This window comes from Streptomyces celluloflavus, assembly GCA_000720995.1.
Taxonomy (GTDB): domain Bacteria; phylum Actinomycetota; class Actinomycetes; order Streptomycetales; family Streptomycetaceae; genus Streptomyces; species Streptomyces celluloflavus.
The window spans coordinates 186,112-207,510 of the sequence record JOEL01000013.1 but is presented as its reverse complement, the minus strand read 5'-3'; the positions used below and the strand labels follow the sequence as shown (position 1 = coordinate 207,510).

Annotated in this window: 14 protein-coding genes and 1 pseudogene; 7 read left to right on the top strand and 8 right to left on the bottom strand. The window is 70.1% G+C overall.

Annotated features, from left to right (window positions below; translation table 11 throughout):
* Nucleotides 1-198: 198 nt before the first annotated feature.
* Nucleotides 199-1,271 (bottom strand): annotated as a pseudogene (murJ, locus tag IH09_RS37205) (murein biosynthesis integral membrane protein MurJ).
* A 612-nt stretch (nt 1,272-1,883) separates the two neighbouring features.
* Entirely contained in the window at nt 1,884-3,413 is a 1,530-nt protein-coding gene (locus IH09_RS14935) for a helix-turn-helix domain-containing protein (protein WP_052856717.1), read from the bottom strand.
* Between the two features lie 79 nt (nt 3,414-3,492).
* Between IH09_RS14935 and IH09_RS14930 the strand changes: the two genes are divergently transcribed.
* Together IH09_RS14930 and IH09_RS14925 are read left to right on the top strand one after the other, a co-directional pair.
* Nucleotides 3,493-4,470 carry a DUF1648 domain-containing protein gene (locus tag IH09_RS14930; RefSeq protein WP_052856716.1) on the top strand — a complete coding sequence of 326 codons (978 nt, stop codon included), beginning with the start codon at nt 3,493-3,495 and terminating at the stop codon, nt 4,468-4,470.
* 10 nt (nt 4,471-4,480) lie between these two features.
* A complete protein-coding gene (locus IH09_RS14925) occupies nt 4,481-4,840 on the top strand; it encodes a GntR family transcriptional regulator (protein ID WP_052856715.1) in 360 nt (119 codons plus the stop codon).
* Between the two features lie 53 nt (nt 4,841-4,893).
* On the opposite strand, the gene IH09_RS14920 is transcribed toward IH09_RS14925, so the two are convergent.
* Nucleotides 4,894-5,487: a sugar O-acetyltransferase gene (locus IH09_RS14920; RefSeq protein WP_052856714.1), complete on the bottom strand. Its 594-nt coding sequence runs from the start codon at nt 5,485-5,487 to the stop codon at nt 4,894-4,896.
* A 183-nt stretch (nt 5,488-5,670) separates the two neighbouring features.
* Nucleotides 5,671-6,171 (bottom strand): MFS transporter, encoded by a 501-nt coding sequence (locus IH09_RS14915; protein WP_052856713.1) that lies wholly within the window; start codon nt 6,169-6,171, stop codon nt 5,671-5,673.
* Nucleotides 6,172-6,446: 275 nt separating this feature from the next.
* Between IH09_RS14915 and IH09_RS14910 the strand changes: the two genes are divergently transcribed.
* On the top strand, nt 6,447-7,325 hold the full coding sequence (locus IH09_RS14910; RefSeq protein ID WP_240150781.1) for a nucleotidyltransferase: 879 nt from the start codon (nt 6,447-6,449) through the stop codon (nt 7,323-7,325).
* 702 nt (nt 7,326-8,027) lie between these two features.
* The gene (locus IH09_RS14905; RefSeq protein WP_110952301.1) at nt 8,028-9,053 is read left to right on the top strand and encodes a nitroreductase/quinone reductase family protein; all 1,026 of its coding nucleotides are present in this window, start codon (nt 8,028-8,030) and stop codon (nt 9,051-9,053) included.
* Nucleotides 9,054-9,247: 194 nt separating this feature from the next.
* On the opposite strand, the gene IH09_RS14900 is transcribed toward IH09_RS14905, so the two are convergent.
* Nucleotides 9,248-9,646, bottom strand: coding sequence for a MerR family transcriptional regulator (locus tag IH09_RS14900; protein WP_052856711.1), 399 nt, complete (start codon nt 9,644-9,646; stop codon nt 9,248-9,250).
* 46 nt (nt 9,647-9,692) lie between these two features.
* On the opposite strand from IH09_RS14900, the gene IH09_RS14895 reads away from it, so the two are divergent.
* Both IH09_RS14895 and IH09_RS14890 read left to right on the top strand, forming a co-directional pair.
* Entirely contained in the window at nt 9,693-10,976 is a 1,284-nt protein-coding gene (locus IH09_RS14895) for an MFS transporter (RefSeq protein WP_052856710.1), read from the top strand.
* A 131-nt stretch (nt 10,977-11,107) separates the two neighbouring features.
* The gene (locus tag IH09_RS14890) at nt 11,108-12,448 is read left to right on the top strand and encodes an erythromycin esterase family protein (RefSeq protein ID WP_052856709.1); all 1,341 of its coding nucleotides are present in this window, start codon (nt 11,108-11,110) and stop codon (nt 12,446-12,448) included.
* 220 nt (nt 12,449-12,668) lie between these two features.
* Here the strand turns inward: IH09_RS14890 and IH09_RS14885 are convergent, their stop codons facing one another.
* Together IH09_RS14885 and IH09_RS14880 are read right to left on the bottom strand one after the other, a co-directional pair.
* A complete protein-coding gene (locus tag IH09_RS14885; RefSeq protein WP_052856708.1) occupies nt 12,669-13,016 on the bottom strand; it encodes a hypothetical protein in 348 nt (115 codons plus the stop codon).
* Nucleotides 13,017-13,434: 418 nt separating this feature from the next.
* Nucleotides 13,435-14,214: a class I SAM-dependent methyltransferase gene (locus IH09_RS14880; protein ID WP_052856707.1), complete on the bottom strand. Its 780-nt coding sequence runs from the start codon at nt 14,212-14,214 to the stop codon at nt 13,435-13,437.
* Between the two features lie 377 nt (nt 14,215-14,591).
* Between IH09_RS14880 and acnA the strand changes: the two genes are divergently transcribed.
* A complete protein-coding gene (gene acnA / locus IH09_RS14875; protein ID WP_052856801.1) occupies nt 14,592-17,318 on the top strand; it encodes an aconitate hydratase AcnA in 2,727 nt (908 codons plus the stop codon).
* A gap of 283 nt (nt 17,319-17,601) precedes the next feature.
* Here the strand turns inward: acnA and IH09_RS14870 are convergent, their stop codons facing one another.
* Nucleotides 17,602-21,021: a GH92 family glycosyl hydrolase gene (locus IH09_RS14870; protein WP_052856706.1), complete on the bottom strand. Its 3,420-nt coding sequence runs from the start codon at nt 21,019-21,021 to the stop codon at nt 17,602-17,604.
* Between the last annotated feature and the right edge of the window lie 378 nt (nt 21,022-21,399).

Genomic DNA, 21,399 nt, shown 5'->3' with positions numbered 1-21,399 from the left:
GATGTTCGGCAAGAACCTATTCTTCGGCGCTGAAGCGGCGACAGGCCCCAAGCCGGCAGCGGATGGGGCGGACGAGATCACACCCAGGGGTGCGACACCTGCGGGTGCGCCCCCACGGGCGCCCTCCGCCGTTCAAGATCAAGTGCTTAGTGGTCGGCTCCGGAAGTCCTTCGGGGGTTGACTTCGTTGGTGCCAGGTTCATCCCAGCCCCGGCAGGCTGCGCAGCTCCGCGATCCGCGAGATCCGTGCAAAGAGCAGGAACAGCAGGGCCATCGCGATGCTGCCCGCAGCCAGCGAAAGCGCGGGAGTCCAAGAGGCTGATGCCAGGCTCTGGCTGCAGAAGCGGGCGATGAGCCACCCGCACTCCCGGCGGCGATAGCGGCCGCAGTGAGTTTTGCGTAGGTGCGACAGATCCGCCGCCCGTCGAGCAGTCCCTCCGTGCGTCGCTGCAGGCACAAGGCGGTGAGCAGCAGGCCGATTACGTAGGACAGAGCGTAGGCAGCGGCCATTCCCGTGACCGCCCAGCGCGGGGGCAACAGGAGGTGGCAGGCCGTGGCGAAAGCGATGTCGACGCTGCTGATCCACAGCGCCATCCGGAACGGTGTGCGGGTGTCTTCGCAGGCGTAGAAGGTGACGACCGACTGGGGCAGCATCCAGATCTGCTGGGCGTAGCTGTAGGCGGTGTAGCCGACGCCGTCGTGGGGCAGCAGCCTGACCTGGGTGTCGGTGATGTCCGAGACCTGTTCGGGGCGGTCATCAGGCCGAGGTGAAGGCCGAACATGGCGATCAGGACGAGGTTGTCGAGGACCGGTGTCCACTTCATCGCACCGAACCAGCTTCGGGAACCGAGGACTTGGCCGACGATGCTGAACACGCCGTAGAAGAAGATCTGTGGGCGCAGGAAGCGGGCGAAGACCACGGTCAGCTCGAACGCGTCGTGCGTGGCGGGTGTGTCGCGCTGGTAGATGCTGATGATCTCAGGAGCGGCCCACGTGGCCAGCGCGGTCCCCACGCCCAGGACGCACAACACCAAGGTGACCAGGCGTTGCTCAAAGGCGGCGCCGCCGTCGGGGTCTTCCGCGCGGGCCCGGACCAGTTGGGGAACCAGGACGGAGTTCAGTGCGCCGCTGATCAGCAGAATGTACAAGCTGGTCGGGCACCGTGTTGGCCTGGTTGTAGGTGGTGGCCGGCAGCTCGGTGCCCAGTGCAGCGGCCTGCAGCACCTGCCTTATCAGTCCGGTGGCACGCGAGACCACGGTGCCCGCTGCCATCAGCGCAGACGAACGCAGCAGTCCGCCACCACCTTTCCCCTTCTTCGGGGCAGCGCGCCTCCGTCTTGTGGACCGCGCTATCCGCTCGGCCGACGTCTCCTCGATCACGGGAACAATCTACGATCCAGAGCGCACCTGTCTGGAGGACATCGGGTTCGAGATCCAGGACGCACCGTCCGAGGCGGCTCCAGCACTGCGCTGCCTCTCCTGCCCGATCCGCGCCCGTCGCGACGTGTGGGCCCCGCCCCGGCGGCGGGCGGGGCAGGCTGCGGTTTGCCAGTGATCCACTTCGGCCGGTCGGTTCGCCCGCCATGCCCATCCGCACTGCCTACCCGATAGCCCCGAGTGCCGCCGAACGCGTGCGGTTGAAGAAGATGGCCTACGGCCACAAGACCGAGCACCGGCTGCGGGTGCGTGCGCAGGTTCGGGCGCACGGGGCAGCGCCGCCATCGACGCGATCTTCGCGTAGCCGTGGCCGGTCGGCAGAGGCCGTGGAGGGTAGTCTGCAGCCCGTCGCGGGCCCAAAGTCCCAGGGAAGTCCCAGAGACGCCGCCGCCCCCGATCCTGACCCGCTTCGCCACAGGTCAGACGGGGTGCGGCGGCGCTCGCGTATCAGATATCCCGAAAGATCTCGATCTGCGCCCCGATGGAGTTGAGCCGCTCCGCCAGGTCCTCGTAACCCCGGTTGATGACATAGACGTTGCGCAGTACGGACGTGCCCTCGGCGGCCATCATCGCGAGCAGGACGACGACGGCCGGGCGCAGGGCCGGGGGGCACATCATTTCCGCGGAGCGCCAGCGGGTCGAGCCGTCGACCAGGACGCGGTGCGGGTCGAGGAGTTTGACCTGGGCGCCGAGGCGGTTGAGGTCGGTGAGGTAGATGGCGCGGTTGTCGTAGACCCAGTCGTGGATGAGGGTCTGGCCCTGGGCGCTGGCCGCGATGGCCGCGAAGAACGGGACGTTGTCGATGTTCAGGCCCGGGAAGGGCATCGGGTGGATCTTGTCCAGCGGGGCCTGGAGCTTGGAGGGGCGGACGGTCAGGTCGATCAGCCGGGTGCGGCCGTTGTCGGCGGCGTACTCCGTGCTGCGCTCGTGGTCCAGGCCCATGTCCTCCAGGACCGCGAGTTCGATCTCCAGGAATTCCACCGGGACCCGGCGGATCGTCAGCTCCGACTCGGTGACAACGGCCGCCGCCAGCAGGCTCATCGCCTCGACCGGGTCCTCGGATGGGGCGTAGTCCACATCGCGGTCGATGCGCGCGACGCCGTGCACGGTGAGCGTGGTGGTGCCGATGCCCTCGACCTTGACGCCCAACTCCTCCAGGAAGAAGCAGAGATCCTGGACCATGTAGTTGGAGGAGGCGTTGCGGATGACCGTGACGCCGTCGTGCCGGGCCGCGGCCAGCAGGGCGTTCTCGGTGACGGTGTCGCCGCGTTCGGTCAGGACGATCGCGCGCTTGGGGGAGACGTCGCGGTTGACCTCGGCGAGGTAGGTGCCGTCGGTCGCGGTGACGTCCAGGCCGAAGTGGCGCAGCGCCGTCATGTGCGGGGTCACGGTGCGGGTGCCGAGATCGCAGCCGCCGGCGTACGGCAGCTTGAAGCGGTCCATCCGGTGCAGCAGCGGGCCGAGGAACATGATGACGCTGCGGGTGCGGCGGGCCGCCTCGGTGTCCATCGCGGCGAGGTTCAGCTCGGCCGGCGGGACGATCTCCAGGTCGTTGCCGTCGTTGATCCAGCGGGTGCGGACGCCGATGCTGCCGAGCACTTCGAGGATGCGGTAGACCTCCTCGATACGGGCCACCCGACGCAGAGTTGTCCGGCCCGCGTTCAGGAGCGTGGCGCACAGCAGCGCGACGCAGGCGTTCTTGCTCGTCTTCACGGCGATGCTGCCGGAGAGCCGGCGGCCGCCGACCACGCGCAGATGCATCGGACCGGCATAGCCGAGCGAGACGATCTCACTGTCCAGGGCCTCGCCGATACGGGCAATCATCTCAAGGCTGATGTTCTGATTGCCGCGTTCGATGCGGTTCACCGCACTCTGGCTGGTTCCGAGTGCCTCGGCGAGCTGCGTCTGTGTCCAGCCCCGGTGCTGCCGGGCGTCACGGATGAGCTTGCCGATGCGTACGAGGTAGTCGTCTGCCATGGGGCGACCGTATCTCAGATATGAGATGCATGTGCAATCGCCTATTGTTCTAGTACCATGCGAACAATTGGAGGTAGTCATGAACTCTTCCCTGCGTGCCGATCAGCCTGCAACCAGCCCACCGCGGGCCTGGGTTGTCGTGCTTCCCTTCGTCCTCGCGACAGTTGTGCTCGGCGGCGTCTACGCGGCCGTGGCCGGCCGGCTGCCCGAGCACCTCGCCACCCACTTCGGTCCCAACGGCCAGGCCGACGGCTACACATCGCCCGGCGGGTACCTGATCCTGAGTATCGCCCCGCTCGCCGTCTTCGGCATCGTGTTCGCCGTGCTCGGCCGCCGGTCCGGTGCCGGCCCGTCGGCCCGCTGGCAGCCCGTCGTCGGATACGCCGTGGCCGCATCATCCGCGTACTTGACGGGTGCGACGCTGCTCTGCAACGCCGGGGTCCCGGACGCTTCGGCGGTCCGCCTTCCGTACTGGCACATTGCCGTGGCGCTCGTCTTCGCCCTGCTGGCCGGCGGCGTGGGACGGCTGCTCGCCGGGCCGGGCGACCGGGCCGCGCGTCGGGCGCCCGGTAGCGAGCCCCGGCTCGACCTCCCCGGCGGGAGTCGAGCGAGCTGGTCGCACACCGTCAGCTCACCACTGATGGCAGCGGTGAGCATCCTGGTGTGCGGCGCCGGGCTGGTCCTGGGTTTCACCGACAGCTGGGTCGTCGGCGCCGTACTGCTGGCCGCCGCCGTCGTGACGGGCGCCTGCGCATCGGTACGGGTGACGGTGGACCGGCGGGGCCTGGCCCTCGCGCCGACGCTGCTGCCGTACCCTTTCCGGCGCATCCCCCTGCACCGCATCGTGGACGCCACCAGCCGCGAGATCGTGATCGCCACGGAGTTCGGCGGCTGGGGCTACCGCGTACAGCCCGGCCGGAGCGGCCTCGTGCTCCGTTCGGGTGAGGGAGCCGTGCTCCGGCTGACGAGCGGCAGGGAATTCGTGGTGACGGTCGACGACGCGGCGACCGCCGTCGCACTGCTCAACACGTACCTGGACCGCGCACGTTCGAAGTAGGGAGACCGAGGTGCTGATCCAGGTGGACCCCGCCTCCTCCGTGCCCCTCGGGGACCAGATCGCGGCCTCGGTCCGCGGTGCCATCGCCGACGGCTCGGTACGGGCCGGGGAACGGCTGCCCGCCGCCCGCGCGCTCGCCGCTTCCCTCGGCGTGAACGTGCACACGGTGCTCCGCGGCTACCAGCGGCTCAAGGAGGAGGGGCTGATCGAACTCCGTCGCGGACGCGGCGCGATGATCACCGGCACCGCGTCCCCCGGCCGCGCCCGCCTCGGTGAGGCCGCCGAGCGGCTGATCACCGAGGCGCGCAGGCTGGGACTGTCGGACGAGGAGATCGTGACGCTGGTGCGGGAGGGGCTGGTGACCCCGTGAGGGGCCGGCACCGGTGACGGTGGCCCGGTGCGCTCGGGTAAGGCGCGGTGCGGTCAGAACGGATCGGCCGGGCTCGCCGGGGACGTACCGGCGTCCAGGTAGCGGATGATCTGGGCCGGGTTGCCGACCGCCAGCACTCCCGGCGGCAGGTCCTTGGTGACCACCGATCCGGCACCGACCACGGTGTTCTCGCCGATCGTCACCCCGGGGCAGACGATCACCCCGCCGCCGAGCCAGACGTTGTCGCCGATCGTCACCGGCACCGCCTTCTCCCAGCCGGCCCGCCGCCGTTCCGTGTCCAACTCGTGGAGCGGTGTGAGGAGTTGCACGTTCGGACCGATCTGGACGTCGGCGCCGATGGTGATGGGCGCCGCGTCCAGGAAGACCGCGCCGAAATTCACGAACGTACGGGGCCCGACGCTGATGTACCGCCCGTAGTCGCAGTGGAACGGCGGCCGGATCCGCACCCCCTCACCCACCGCACCGAACAGCTCCGCCAGGATCCCGGCGCGCTCGGCGGCCGTGCGCGCCCCGGGCGCGTTGTACGTCCCGCAGAGCTCGATACGGCGCTCGGTATCCGCGGCGAGTTCGGGATCGTCGGGGAGGTACCACTCACCGGCGAGCATGCGCTGCTTGTTCTCACCCATTGCCGTCACCTGCCGCTGCTGTCACTGGTCTGTGCCATGTGCCGCCGACCCCGGTCATCGGTCATCAGCCATTGGTCCTTGTCACCGACCCTTGTCGTTGGCACTCGGCGTTGTCAACCGAAGCGCCTGTGCCGCGGCGGCGAGCGTCACTCTCCCGCATCACGGTGCCCTTGGCCGCACGGCTCACGGGCATCCATCCCACCCTGGCGCCCCTCCTGCGGCCCCCGTCCTCGAAGCCGGCGCCCGCAGCCCGCGTACCTGTGGGGAGCACAGCACCGCGGCCGTCGCCAGGACGACCAGCGCGGTGCAGCCCGCCGGCGCATGGCCGACGCCGACGAACGCGACGGTCACGCCGGACAGCGCGAGCCCCAGCAGCATCGAACTGTTCGTGCCGACCCGGAGCATCCCGTTCGCGTGCTGCAACCGCTCGGCGGGCACGATCAGCGGTACGACGCCGTCCGTCGCGGGCACGAACAGCGCGGTGGCCACACCGGCCGGTACCGCCGGCGCGCACATCGCGGACAGCGGTGTGTGCCCGGTCAGCACCATGGCCGCCGGCCCGGCGTACGCGGCCGCGCCGACGAGGTCCGCGGCGATCATCAGCCGGGAGCGCGACATCCGGTCCGCGATCAACCCGCCGACGAGGACGAACACCAACTGCGGCAGCGCCTGGCAGGCCGGCACCAGCGAGAGCCGGCCGGGGATCGCCCCCCGGCAGCGATAGTACGGCGAAGGAGAGGGCGACCCGGGCGAAGGCGTTGCCGAGGACCGAAATGGTGCGGGCGGAGGCGAGCAGCGCGAACCGCCGGTCACGTCAAAGGGGTTGGGGAACGGATGCCGAGGGGATCGTCACGGCGGTCAGCGTAGGGGGCCGGTACCGGCCCGAGTGCGCTCTCACCGCCCCTCCCACCGCACCGAATGTCCTTCCTCCGCCGCCGGGTACGGCCCAGACTGCCCTCATGAAACCTGCCTCCGATCCCACCCACACCCCCCTCTCCTCCCGGACCACACCACCGGAGCCCCTCACCGACACCACAGCCACCACCGCCCTCCTCCGGCGTTTCGGAGAGGAACTCCAACAACGGCTTTCACAGCCTCAGTTGCTCGCCCTCTGGGCGCACGGATCGCTCGGCGGTGGTGACTATCAGGAGGGCCGCAGCGATCTCGACCTGATCGCGATCACCGACCGCCGGTGCACGCCCGAGGAGGAGCGCCGCCTCGGCGAGCTGCACGAGAATCTGGACAGCACCGAGCGCCTGGCCGCGAAACTGCATTGCAGCTACGTAGCCGCCGACGAGGTGGCAGACCCCGAACGCAGCCACCTCACCTGGGCCCACCGGGAACTGAAGCACCGTCCGGTGACCCCCATCACCCGGCGCGAACTCCACACGTTCGGCCGGGTCCTGTACGGCGCGGACCCCGCGGCCCTGCTCCCGCCGGTCACCGACGTACAGCTCGCCACTTCCGTGCTCGTATCCCTGCGGGATTTCTGGCGGCCCGCCCTGGACCACCCCGACCGCTGGCTCCAGGACATCTGGGTCGACCTCGGGCTGCTGGTCCTGGCCCGTGCCACGGTCACGCTGCGCGACGGCACATTGATCAGCAAGGGCGAGGCACTGCACGTCCTGGCCGAACTGGACGCCCCGGCCGAGGTCGTCGCCGACATCCGGGCCCGCCGCTACGACGTCCCGGCCCCCACCCCCGCCGACCCCGCCTGGCTTGCCCGGCGCGCCGACCTGGCCCGGGACTTCCTCGGCCCTGCCATCGACCGCACGCTGACCGCGTACGGACCGGGCGCACCCGCCGACACCTCCCTCCCCGGCGAGGGGGACGAGTGATCGGACACCTGCCCCGCCGACCGATGGCCTCAAGAACTACGACCTCTTCTCCTTCCACGACTGTGTGACCTCTCCCGGGACGCGGAGGTCGCCGTGATCGTCCGGGGGCGGGAACTGCTCGCCGCTCTGCCGGGATGGCCGACCGTCCGGTGACTGCGGGCGCGACCGGGCGGGGCTGCGGTCCCGGACGCGGGGAACGGCGATTCCGCGCGCCGTTCCCGCACGAACCGCCGCGTTGACAGGCGGCGAAACGGGTGGTTGTAATGGTCCGCGTGTCACGTGACACCGGCCGAAGAGCAGTGGGCAGGCCGGTAGTCGGGCGAACACCTTCACCAAGGGATCTGCCTTGAGTTCATACTCCGCATCCTGCGTTTGACGTAGGCGCCTCCGCGCGCCGTCCCTTGTCCTCAGCGGTGCCCCGCACCGCCGTGTGACCTCGCCTCGCCACGCCTCTCCGATGGCCGCCGCACCTCGGCGACCGCACCCGGCTGCGCGGCGCGAGCGAGATCCGTCGCCGGACGAGGGCCCGCGTACGGTCCCTGCGCGCCACGCACCCACCTCACCTCACCACCACACACCCATGCACCGCTGGGCCCGTGCGCATCCAGGTACCCGTGTGTACCCCGGCACTCGCGAGCCCCCGGGCACCCCTGCGTGCCTGTACCCACATCCGCAACCACATCTCCGGAGATCCGACACCGTATGCCCAAGTCCTTCAACCAGCAGGTCATCGAGGAGTTCCGAGCCAACGGAGGAGAGGTCGGCGGCCCCTTCGAGGGCGGTGACCTCCTCCTGCTGACCACCACCGGCGCGAAGTCGGGGGAGCGGCACACCGTCCCCCTCGCCTATGTGCGCGAGGGCGGGCTGCTGCTGATCGTCGCGTCCGCCGCCGGCGCGCCCAGCCATCCCGCCTGGTACCACAACCTGCTCGCCCATCCCGCGGTGCGGGTGGAGATCGGCACCGAGGCGTACGAGGCGATAGCGGTACCCGCCGAGGGCGCACGGCGCGAGAGACTGTTCCGGCAGGTGGTGCGGGTGGCGCCCGGATACGCCGACTATCAGGCGCGCACCACCCGGACCCTGCCGGTCGTGGTGCTGGAGCGCCCCGAACACGGAGCGGCGGGCCCTCGCGAGGTCAACAACCTCGCCGACAAGCTCATCGAGGTCCACACCTGGCTGCGCTCGCAGTTGCGGTACATACGTGCCGAGGCCGACGCCCATCTCGCCGCGCGGGCGGCGCACCAGGGGCCCGGCGAGCCGCCGGTACCGGGGCTCGGCCTGCAAATCCGGCAGCACTGCCTGGCGTTCTGCGAGACGCTGACGTTCCACCACACCGGCGAGGACGCGCATGTCTTCCCCGCCCTCGCGCACCACCATCCGCATCTGCGCGAAGCCCTCGACCGGCTCCGCGACGAACACCGTACGGTCGCCCGCATCAAGGACGAACTCCTCGCCCTGTTGGCCGACATCGGCGCCGCCGACCCGCACCACTTCCGCGCCGAGCTGGTCCGGATGTCGAAGGAACTGACGGCGCACCTCGACTACGAGGAGGAGTCGCTCCTCCCGGCCCTGGCCGAGATCCCGTTCCCCCCGGCCCCACCGGCACCCGCCCCGGAACCGGTCCCGAATCCGGCGTCGACACCCACCCCCGATCCGGTATCGGCACCCGCCCCGGATCCGGAATCCGCCCCGGCTGACAGCGCGGGGAGTACCGCCGTCCGACGGTGATCACGCGAGGCGGTGACGGGTTTGGTGGGTCCCGGCCCGTCACCGCCTCCCGCCGCTCCCACCGCCACCAGGATCACCGGTGCCCCGGGCCCGCGCCCGGTCCTTCGGAAACCGTCCCGGCGTGCCCACTGAGCATGGCGCCTGCCGCCTGCCCCTGCCGTCCGCGGTTCGGCGGCGGGGGCGGGGCCAGCGTCTCAGGCGGCGTCTCCGGCCGGGCCGGAGGAGAGGAGTTGGCAACTGTCGAAGTTCATGCACCCGCAGGCGAGGCAGTCGGCGACGGCGTCCCGCAACGCTTGCGTCTCCTGAAGGAACCGGTCCAGTTCGGGGAGCTTCCGTTCGGCGAGCGCGCGCCACTGCCGGGTGGCGCCCCGGTCGACGGTGGTGTCCAGCAACTGGCGGATCTCGGCGAGGGTGAACCGGGCCCGCTGCGCCATCTTGATCAGCGCGATCCGCCGCACCGTGCCGACCGGATAGACGCGCCGCCCCGCGACCCGCCCGGCCGGCGGCAGCAGACCGATGCTCTCGTAGTAGCGCAGGGCCGACGGCCGCATCCCGACTCGCCGCGCAAGGTCCCCGATGCCCAGCTCCCGCACCGATCCCCCTTGACGTCAAGCGCACTTGAACCCTGAGTCTGACCGGGTGACTCACCCACCGACAACCCGGCCACGGACAACTCGCCTGCTGCCGCGCACGTATCGGCCGCTGTTCGCCCACGCCGAGTTCCGGCGGCTTCTGCCGGCCCTGGCGGCCTCCGACCTCGGTGACGGGATGAGCGTGGTCGCCGTGGCATGGCTGGCCGTTCTGATCGCGTCTCCCGGCCGGTCCACCCTGGTCGTCGGTGCCGCGGTTGCCGCGTACGCCCTTCCGGGGGCTGCCGGGGCGCTGGTCTTCGGCCGTTGGCTGCGCCGCCTCCCCGGCCGGCGGCTGATGGCCGCGGACAGCTGGCTCCGCGCGGTACTGCTCGGCGGTGTGCCGCTGGCCTGGGCGGCGGGGGTGCTGCACCCCGTTCTGTACGTCGTCCTGCTGGCCGGTTCGTCGGTACTGCATGCCTGGGGGAGCGCGGGAAAGTACTCCCTGCTCGCCGAGGTACTGCCCCAGGAACAGCGGCTGGCCGCGAACGCGCTGGTCAGCTCCACCACCTCGGCGTCCGTCATCGTCGGCCCCGCACTCGCCGGATTTCTGGCGACGGCCGTCAGCCCGGCCTGGATCATCGGCCTCGACGCGATGTCCTTCGCCGTCCTCGCCGTCCAGGTCGGCCGGCTGGGCGGCGCGGCCAAGGCGGTGGGGACGGCCGCGCCGGTCGACACCGGCCGATCGGCGGCCGGTCTGCACTTCCTGCGCGGACAGCCCGAGCTTCTCGGGATCCTCGTACTGACCTGGTTCTTCAACTTCCTCTACGGTCCGGTGGAGGTCGCGCTCCCGCTGTATGTCACCGCTGACCTGCACGCGCAGGCGAGCCTCCTCGGGCTGTACTGGACGGTCTTCGGGGTGGGCGCCGTCCTCGGCGCCCTGGCCGCCGGTGCGCTGCGCAAGCTCCCCCTGTGGCCGGTCACCCTGTGCATCGTCGCCGGCTGGGGCCTGACGCTCGTACCGTTCGGCCTGGCTGCGCCGGTACCCGTCTCCGTCACGTGCTTCGCACTGGGCGGCGTGATCTACGGACCTTTCACGGCACTGTCCTTCACCCTGTTCCAGGACCGCACTCCGGCGGCTTGGCTGACCACGGTCCTGGCCGCCCGGGGCGCCGCCCTGCTCACCGCCGCACCGGTGGGCACCGGTCTCGGCGGCCCCCTCACCGCCGCCATGGGGCCCCGGTATGTACTGGCCGCCTCGGGAATCGCGATCATCACCCTTGCCGCCGTCGCCACGGCGGTGCGGCTCCGGGGGAGGCGGCGGGTGCGTCCTCCGGGGGCCCACGGCACCTGACCCGGAAACCCAGGTCATGGGGGTTATCCCCCGGGAAAGTGTGCGGCCGACCCCATCGTGCCGGGGACGTCGTACGCGTGAAGATCTTCTCAGCAGCACTTGTTACCAGGCACGTTGAGGAGTGATCACACATGATCGGCAATGGGAAGCGGCTCGCGGCGGTGGCGGTGGCCTTGGCCGCGACGCTGGCCCCCGCGGCGGCCGCGTACGCCGCACCGGCGGCGTCCGCGTCGGCCGTCGCGTCGGCCCCCGTCCGCGCGCTGGACCGGATCGCGCATCCGCTGCGGTCGACGGAGCCGGGCACCGGTACGGCCGATCTGCGCGCCCTGGGGACGATGGTCGGCAACGCCAAGGTGGTCGGCGTGGGCGAGGCCACGCACGGTTCGCACGAGTTCTTCGCCCTGAAGGACCGGCTCTTCCGCTACCTCGTCGAGCAGAAGGGATTCACCACGTTCACCCTGGAGGTGAGCTGGTCGGCGGGGCTGCGGATCGACGACTACCTCCAGCGCGGCGAGGGTGGCGACGCGCGGAAGGTCGTGCACGAGGTGATGGCCGGATCTCCCTGGGACCGCGAGGAGTTCGTGACCCTCGTCCAGTGGATGCGCGACCACAACCGCAGGCACCCCGACCGCCCGGTCCACTTCCTGGGCGACGACATCGGCGCGCCCAGCATCGACGGGCGGGTCTTCGACAGCGTCACCGACTACGTCCGGCAGAACCGTCCGGAATCCCTGCCGCGCCTGAACGAGCTCCTCACCGGCCTGCGCCCGCTCGACGACGTCTTCGCCTACCTGAAGCTGCCGCTCGCCGAGCGACAGCAGAAAGCGGCCAAGGCGCAGCAAGTAGTGGAACTCGTACAACGGCAGGGGTCCGGGGGCGGCGGGGACTTCGAGCTCGTTCTTCAGAACGCCCGCAACATCGCGCAGACCTACACCTTCTTGGCCGTCAACATGGACGACAAGAAGTCGTTGAACGACATGGAGCGCTACCGCGACCAGGTGATGGCCGAGACCACGGCATGGTGGCAGCGGCGCACCGGCGGCAGGATCCTGCTGTCGGCCCACAACGGCCACGCCGGCTACGTGGCCGCCGACCCCGAGATGTACCCGAAGACACAGGGCTCGTTCCTCCGCGACACCCTGGGCGCGGACTACCTCGCCATAGGCACCACCTTCGACCAGGGTTCCTTCCTCTCCAAGGACGAGCCGATCGGCGGCGAGTGGAAGAAGTTCACCGTCGATCCGGCCGGTCCGGGCATGAACGAGTACACGCTCGACCAGGTCCGTTACCGCGACTACTACGCCGACCTGCGCAAGGCCCCCGCCGCCGCCCGCAGTTGGCTGGACAGCGCGCGCCCGACACACGACGTCGGCACGCAGTACCCGAACGAGAAGACGCCCGAGCTCGCCATCGGCAAAGCCTTCGACGTCCTGGTCCACCTCCACAGCGTCCGCGAGGCGGGCAAGCTGTAGCGCCCCGGCGCGCGCCGGACGTCCGCCGATCACCGGACCGGGCCGCCCCGGCCGACCGGGCCGGCGGCAGCGGGGCCGTCCACTCCCGTGTCCGGTCGTATCCCGGCGGTGACGCCGAGGGCCGGGCACGCAACAGCGCCCTGTCACCGGCTGCTTGCCGGTGACAGGGCGCTGCCTTCGGCGCCGGAGGAGAGCCGGTCGGCCCCGGTGCAGGTGCTGATTACCGCACGAGGACCACGGAGTTGATCGGCGTCATGTTGTACGGCAGGTACTCGCCCACACCACGCATCACGACGGAGCAGCCACCACCGCCGTTGTACCCATAGCAGAACTGGAAGCCCGCGCCGCCGGTCTGGTTGTTGACCATCACCCGGTCGCCGGTGACGTTCGACAGGTTGTGGGCGCCGTAGCTGTAGAAGGTGTTCTGGTTCAGGATGCTGCCGTTCGTCTCACGGATGCAGACTGCTCCGGACGGGCAGGGCGTCGCCGCACCGGCGCTGGGCGCCGTGGCGAGTCCGAGCCCCACGGCGAGGGACAGACCTGCGGCGGATAACGCAATCTTGCGCATACTTTCCACCCCTTTGTGTCGGTGCAATCCGATATGGAGCACCTAGCAGGCGAAAGTAGCGCAGCGGGGCGGCACGAGGAAACCGCTGAAAATCGCCAGTGCCGTGGACCGCCACCGCGGCATGCTTCCGGCGATCCGGGAAGCCTTCGAAGCGCACCTTCAGTAAGGGGGGACCGGCGGAGACGCCTGGGTCCGACCTTGAACCGGGCCGTCACGCAGTCCCGAAGAGGACGCCACGGATGCCCGCGTGCGGCAGCGGCGTATGACGGCAATGTACGACGGCAACGAATGGCAGCTCGACGTACGGTCCCGCGGGAACCGTCCCAGCCGGTGCAGCCACCCGGCACCCCCGGCGCGGCCACCCGGCACCCCGGCGCGGCGGCTCCGCGCTAGGTGAACGGGCGCCGGCCGCCGGCCTTCACGACCTCCGGGCGCGCAGCACGCAGGTCTGCATCGGAAGGGTGAACTCGGCGTCGGCGGTCTCCGGTCGGCTCGCGAGGTAGGCGCGGATCCGGTCCAGCGTGGCCTCTCGTTCCGGTTCCGGCATGACCAGCATCCCCGCCCTCGTGGTGAGGGTCGCGACGAGGGAGTCGGCGGTGCGACGCTGCCCGTGCGGGAACTCGGCCTGTTCCGGTGCGCCGAACAGGGCGGCCGTGCCCGTCCCGGGAAGGTGCATGCCGGCCGCCTCGGCGCGCCAGCCGGTGGGCGTGTCGCGTGGGCCGATGGCCGCGCTCCCGCTGACCCGCGCGAGCCCGGCGACCCACTCCACCCCGTCGTCCATGACGTTCCACAGGCCGGCCAGGACGCCGCCCGGTGCGAGGACCCTGGCCATCTCGGGTCCCGCGACGGCCATGTCGAACCAGTGCAGGGCATTGCCGGCCAGCACGGCATCGACGGCACCGTCCGGCAGCGGAATCGCCTCGGCGCTGCCCGGCAGGGCGCGGACAGCCGGCAGCGCGCGGCGCAGCTCGGTCAGCATCGCCGGATCGGGTTCGACCGCGACGACATCCGCGCCCAGCGCGACCAGCGCGGCCGTGAGCTTGCCGGTTCCGGCGCCCAGGTCGAGTACGCGCAGGCCGGGCGCGGACTTGAGCGCCCAGCGCACCGCGGTCCGCGCGTAGTCCGGACGGTGTTCGGCGTAGGCGACCGCCGCCGCGCCGAATGACGAGCTGAGAAGTGTTCGGTCTCCCTGGTCCATTTCCTCATCATGTCCCCGGACGGCAAACCGCACACGATCCGTGAGCCGCACACGATCCGTGAGCCGCACACGACCCCTGAGCCGTACACGATCTCTGAGCCGCACACGATCACTCGGCCCGTGGCGGGAAGGCCCGGCGGTCACCAGGCGTCGATCACGCCGCTCCGCCGTCGCTGCGAGCGGACAACCGCCTCCGGCGCATGACCCCGGCGCGGCGATGTACTAGAGTTATCTCGACATCGAGATATCTGCCGAGAGGCGTACCGCTGCCGCGCCAGTAAGGCATACCTAACTAAGGTTTACCTTAGCGGATTGGCGTGACCTGTGACGGCAGGATTGCGGTGGTACGCGCGAATTCATGCATGAAGGAGACTGTCGTGTCGGCGAACAGCTTCGACGCCCGCAGCACGCTGCGCGTGGGCGACGAGTCGTACGAGATCTTCAAGCTGGACAAGGTCGAGGGCGCCGCGCGCCTTCCCTACAGCTTGAAGGTGCTGCTGGAGAACCTGCTCCGCACCGAGGACGGCGCGAACATCACCGCCGACCACATCCGGGCGCTCGGCGGGTGGGACTCCCAGGCCCAGCCCAGCCAGGAGATCCAGTTCACGCCGGCCCGCGTGATCATGCAGGACTTCACCGGCGTGCCCTGTGTCGTGGACCTCGCCACCATGCGTGAGGCCGTCAAGGAGCTCGGCGGTGACCCGGCGAAGATCAACCCGCTGGCCCCGGCCGAGCTGGTCATCGACCACTCCGTGATCGCCGACAAGTTCGGCACCCACGAGGCGTTCGCGCAGAACGTGGAGCTGGAGTACGGCCGCAACAAGGAGCGCTACCAGTTCCTGCGCTGGGGCCAGACCGCGTTCGACGAGTTCAAGGTCGTCCCCCCGGGCACCGGCATCGTCCACCAGGTGAACATCGAGCACCTGGCCCGTACGGTCATGGTCCGCAACGGCCAGGCGTACCCCGACACCCTCGTCGGCACCGACTCGCACACCACCATGGTCAACGGCCTCGGCGTGCTGGGCTGGGGCGTCGGCGGCATCGAGGCCGAGGCCGCGATGCTCGGCCAGCCCGTCTCGATGCTCATCCCGCGGGTCGTCGGCTTCAAGCTGACCGGTGAGCTCACCCCCGGCACCACCGCCACCGACCTGGTCCTCACGATCACCGAGATGCTGCGCAAGCACGGCGTCGTCGGCAAGTTCGTCGAGTTCTACGGTGAGGGCGTCGCCGCCACCTCGCTCGCCAACCGCGCCACCATCGGCAACATGTCGCCGGAGTTCGGCTCCACCGCCGCGATCTTCCCGATCGACGACGAGACCCTGAACTACCTCAAGCTCACCGGCCGCAGCGAGCAGCAGGTCGCGCTCGTCGAGGCGTACGCCAAGGAGCAGGGCCTCTGGCTCGACCCGGCCGCCGAGCCCGACTTCTCCGAGAAGCTGGAGCTGGACCTGTCGACGGTCGTCCCGTCGATCGCCGGCCCGAAGCGCCCGCAGGACCGCATCGTCCTCGCCAACGCCTCCCAGCAGTTCGCGCAGGACGTCCGCAACTACGTCGAGGACGACGACGAGGCGGGCAAGGAGTCCTTCCCGGCCTCCGACTCCCCGGCCGCCGTCGACGGCGTGCCGTCGCGTCCGACCACCGTCACCGCCCCCGACGGTTCGACGTACGAGATCGACCACGGCGCCGTCACCGTCGCCGCGATCACCTCCTGCACCAACACCTCGAACCCGTACGTCATGGTCGCCGCCGCGCTGGTGGCCAAGAAGGCGGTCGAGAAGGGCCTGACCCGCAAGCCGTGGGTCAAGACCACCCTCGCCCCCGGGTCCAAGGTCGTCACCGACTACTTCGACCGCGCGGGCCTGACCCCGTACCTCGACAAGGTCGGCTTCAACCTCGTCGGTTACGGCTGCACCACCTGCATCGGCAACTCCGGCCCGCTGCCGGAGGAGGTCTCCAAGGCCGTCAACGAGCACGACCTGGCCGTCACCTCGGTGCTCTCCGGCAACCGCAACTTCGAGGGCCGGATCAACCCCGACGTCAAGATGAACTACCTCGCCTCGCCGCCGCTGGTCGTCGCGTACGCCCTCGCCGGTTCGATGAAGGTGGACATCACCAAGGACGCGCTCGGCACGGACCAGGACGGCAAGCCCGTCTACCTCAAGGACATCTGGCCGTCTGAGGCCGAGGTCAACGAGGTCGTCGCCTCCGCGATCGGCCAGGACATGTTCACCTCCTCCTACCAGGACGTCTTCGCGGGCGACGCCCAGTGGCAGGCGCTGCCGATCCCGACCGGCAACACCTTCGAGTGGGACGCCGAGTCCACCTACGTGCGCAAGCCCCCGTACTTCGAGGGCATGACGATGGAGACGACCCCGGTCGCCGACATCGCCGGCGCCCGGGTGCTGGCGAAGCTGGGCGACTCGGTCACCACCGACCACATCTCCCCGGCCGGAGCCATCAAGGCCGACACCCCGGCCGGCAAGTACCTCACCGAGCACGGCGTCGAGCGTCGCGACTTCAACTCCTACGGTTCGCGCCGTGGCAACCACGAGGTCATGATCCGCGGCACCTTCGCCAACATCCGCCTGCGCAACCAGATCGCGCCGGGCACGGAGGGCGGCTTCACCCGCGACTTCACCCAGGACGGCGGGCCGGTCGGCTTCATCTACGACGCCTCGCAGAACTACCAGGCCGCCGGCATCCCGCTGGTCATCCTGGCGGGCAAGGAGTACGGCTCCGGCTCGTCCCGCGACTGGGCCGCCAAGGGCACCGCGCTGCTCGGCGTCAAGGCCGTCGTCGCCGAGTCCTACGAGCGTATCCACCGCTCGAACCTCATCGGCATGGGCGTCCTGCCGCTCCAGTTCCCGGAGGGCGCCTCGGCCGGTTCGCTCGGCCTGACCGGCGAGGAGACCTTCGCCGTCACCGGCGTCACCGCGCTGAACGACGGCGGCATCCCGGAGACCGTCAAGGTCACCGCTGCCGCCCCGGACGGGACCACGGTGGAGTTCGACGCCAAGGTCCGGATCGACACCCCCGGCGAGGCGGACTACTACCGCAACGGCGGCATCATGCAGTACGTGCTGCGCTCGCTGATCCGCAAGTAAGCCGCGCCGGCCGCCCGGCACGCGGCGGCGGAGGCACGAAGGGCCGCACCCTCTCCCGGGGGTGCGGCCCTTCCGCATGCGCGGGCGGGCCGGACGGCCGGACGGATGTCCGGACGTCGACGTGGGGTATCCGGTGCCCCGACCAGCGCACCCGGCCGAGTCGTCACCCCTCCCGCGCTCCCCCGGGAGGCGGCGCGCCCGCGCCATGCGTACGGGCCGCATCTCCCCATGAGGTGATGCGGCCCGCAGGCGTCGTTCCGGAGCTGTGGCGGCAGGCGTCCGGCTACCGCGCGAGCAGCTCGATCTGGGCGAGGGAGGCGCTCCCGCCGTCGTTCACCAGCCGGTAGTGCCGGTAGGTGTCGGGGTGCGCGAGGGAGAACACCCGGGTCTGCTTGTCCCACGGGAAGCGTTCACCGGAGCGCCGGTCCAGTTTCTGCCACTGTCGGCCGTCCTTGGAGCCCTCCAGGACCCAGCCCGTCGGCGCGGCGGTGTGGTCCGCCGAGGTCAGGGTGTAGGAGGTGACCCTGGTCGGCTGCTTCAGGTCGACGGGGGCCGTGGTGAACGGCGCCGAGGTGTCGGAGGTGTTGTCGAAGAGCGGACCGGCGGCGGGGTCGGTCACATCGGCCGGCGGGGTGGGGATCCTGTCGTCCTGGGTGAGGGAGGAGGGGGCGGCGTTCTTGCCGGTGCCCCAGGCGGAGGGCCGGTCGCCCATGGCGAATTCCAGGGTGCCGCCCCGGGCGAGCAGATCGTGGGGGAGGGCGGTGGAATTCCAGGGCTTGCCGTTGACGCGGAGGCTCTGGACGTAGATGTTGCGGTCGCTGTTGCGGGGGGCCTTGACGACCAGATCGCGGCCGTTCTCCAGATGGACGGTGGCCTTGGTGAACAGCGGGGAGCCCACGGCGTATTCGGGGGAGCCCATCACCAGGGGGTAGAAACCGAGGGAGCTGAAGATGTACCAGGCGGACATCTCGCCGTTGTCCTCGTCGCCCGGATATCCCTGGCCGATCTCACTGCCGAGGTAGAGCCGGGACATGACCTCGCGGACCTTTTCCTGGGTCTTCCAGGGCTGCCCGGCCGCGTCGTAGGTGTAGGCGATGTGGTGCGCGGGCTGGTTGCTGTGTCCGTACATGCCCATGCGGACGTCGCGGGCCTCGGTCATTTCGTGGATGACGTCGCCGTAGGAGCCGGCGAATTCCTTGGACGCGGTCTCCGGGGTGGCGAAGTACGCGTCCAGCTTCTTGGCCAGACCGGCCCGGCCGCCGTAGAGGTTGGCCAGCCCGCGGGTGTCCTGAGGTGCGGTGAAGGCGTAGGTCCAGGCGTTGGTCTCGGTGTAGTCGTTGCCCCAGACCCGGGGATCGAACGCGTCCGGCGACAGACGCCAGTTGCCCTTCGCGTCCTTGCCCTGGAAGAAGCCGACCTTGTTGTCGAAGAGTTTGACGTAGTTCTGGGCGCGGCCCAGGAAATAGTCCGACTCCTCTTTGTAGCGGGGGTTCTTGGTCTTCTCGTAGAGGGCCTTGCCCATACGGGAGATACCGAAGTCGTTGAGATAGCCCTCCAGCGCCCAGGAGGTGCCCTCGTGGGTATCGGTGCTCGTATAGCCGAGGAACGGCGAGGTGTTCATGCCCTTGCGGCCGACGCCGGGGTTCGGCGGGGCGACGGTGGCGTTCTTGACGGCCGCCTCATAGGCCGCCGCGGCGTCGAATTTCACGCCCTTCGCATAGGCGTCGGCGAAGGCCACATCGGAACTCGTACCGGTCATCAGGTCCGCGTAGCCGGGGGAGGACCAACGGGATATCCAGCCGCCGTCCTTGTACTGCTGGACGAAACCGTCGACCATTTTCCCGGCCTGCTTCGGGGTGAGCAGCGAATAGGCCGGCCAGGTGGTGCGATAGGTGTCCCAGAAGCCGTTGTTGACGTACACCTCACCGTCGACGATCTTCGCACCGGTGCGCGTCGGGGTGTCCGGACCGGTCCGCGGTGCGAACGGGCTGGCGTAGCGGACGCGCGAACCCACCTGCTCCGAACCCGAGTTGGGGTAGAGGTAGAGGCGGTAGAGATTCGAGTAGAGGGTGGTCAGCCGGTCGCGGTCGGCGCCCGTCACCTCGATGCGGCCCAGGATGCCGTCCCACTGCGCCTGCGCACGCTTCTTGACGCTGTCGAACGACGCGCCCGCGGGGATCTCGCGGGCCAGGTTGGCCTTCGCCTGGTCCACGCCGATCAGCGAGGTGGCGATGCGCATCGTCACGGTGTGGCCGGCGCCCGGCGCGAAGCGCAGATAGCCGGTGACGTCCTTGCCCCCGCCGCCGTCGAGCCGGCCGCCCTTGGTGACCGGCGCGTCGAAGACGCCGTAGACGAACAGCCGGGAGGCGCCGGCCGACAGGCCGCTCTTGACGTCCGAGAAGCCGGTGACGATCCCGCGCTCGGTGTCGAGGGTCAGCCCGCCCTTGTTGTTGACATTGTCGAAGATCAGGTTCGCGTCGGCGCCGGGGAAGGTGAAGCGCATCATCGCGGCGTGGTCGGTCGGGGTGATCTCCGTCCGGAGGCCGTTGTCGAACGTCACGCCGTAGTAGTGCGGGCGTGCGGTCTCGTTGGCGTGGTGGAAGGGCAGCGCGCGGGCGGTGCGCGAGGCGTCGGGGGTGCCGGCCGCGGCGGACGGCATCACCTGGAACGTCTGCCGGTCGCCCATCCAGGGGCTCGGCTCATGGCTCGCGCTGAACGCCTGGAGGGTGGGCAGGTTGTCGGCGTTGTTGTCCTTGGCGTACGCGTAGAGCCAGTCGGAGCCCGCGTTGGTCACCGGCGTCCAGAAGTTGAAGCCATGGGGGACGGCGGTGGCGGGGAAGGTGTTGCCGCGCGAGAAGCTGCCGCTGGAGAGCGTGCCGCGGTTGGTGACGGCGTAGTCGGAGAGGTGCGCGAGCGGCTTGTCCGGCGCCTTGGGGCCGATGGTGACGTCGTCGATCCAGCCGCGGAAGGCCGGCGCGGTCTTCGGCGCCGCGGGCGCGTCGTAGCCGACCAGGACGCGGGCGATGGTCTTGCCGGCCGCGACCGCGCCGATCCGCGACTCCTTGTTGTTCCACTGGTTGGCGTAGAGCGTCTTGGAGGCGGCCTGGCCCTGCGGCGTCAGCGGGGCGCCGTGCTGGTCGACGGCGCGCAGCTGGCTGAGGTAGGTGCCGTCGGTGAAGGCCAGGTCGAGTGCCACATGGGTCGCCGGGTAGGCGGCGTCCGCCGTGGCCATCTCGGGGAAAATCTTGTACGACAGTGAAGTGGCCGCGGTGACCGGGGTGTTGACCTCGAAGATCTTGTTGTACGCGTAGCCGTGGCCCGCCGCGGTGTGGGTGCCGGCGTAGCGCAGCGCATGGGTGCCGCTGAAGCCCGCGTGCGCCTTGGCGGTGGGGGAGTCGGCGGGGCCGGTGTCGGTCCTGGTGGTCATGGAGGGCGCCGCGGGCCCGGTCTGCGGGGTGACGCCGGCGGCCCGCGGTTTTCCGTCGGGGCCGCGCTCGACGGTGTCGGTCCAGTCGGGCCGCGGATCGCCGGCCTCGAAGGAGGAGCTGAACCGCGGTGACCCCTTGGAGGGTGCGGACGGCGCGGCCTGGGCCGGGACGTGCGCGGTGAGGACGAGCAGGGTGGCCGCCGCGAGGGCGGCGGGGCGGGCGATCCCCCGCAGGGGACGGATCCGGTGTCGGGTGTGCCGGTGTCTGAGCCGCACGCGAGCCCTCTCAACGGTATTGACATCGTTGTCAGTTGTGTAAATGCAGACATAAGTAAGAGGGGGTGCGGGCTTTGGTGTCAAGGGTTCCGGTGGGATCCGTGACGTGCGCGGGGGCAGGGATTCCGCCTTCTGCGGACCGGGTGGCGCTCGGCACGGTCCGGCGGCTCCGGCGCGGCCGGACCGCCGCATGTCGGGGAGGTCTCAACTAGGGAAAGACTGCTGTGGAACCCTGCATTCGATCTTGCCCAGTCGGCCGGAAGTGGACTATACCTGTCGGCGTCCGAACGGCCGGTGAAACGCGGCCGTGGATCCGGGGGGATCTGTGGGGAAGCCGAAGATTTCCCCGCATATCTCTAGCACGCCCGGTGCACATCC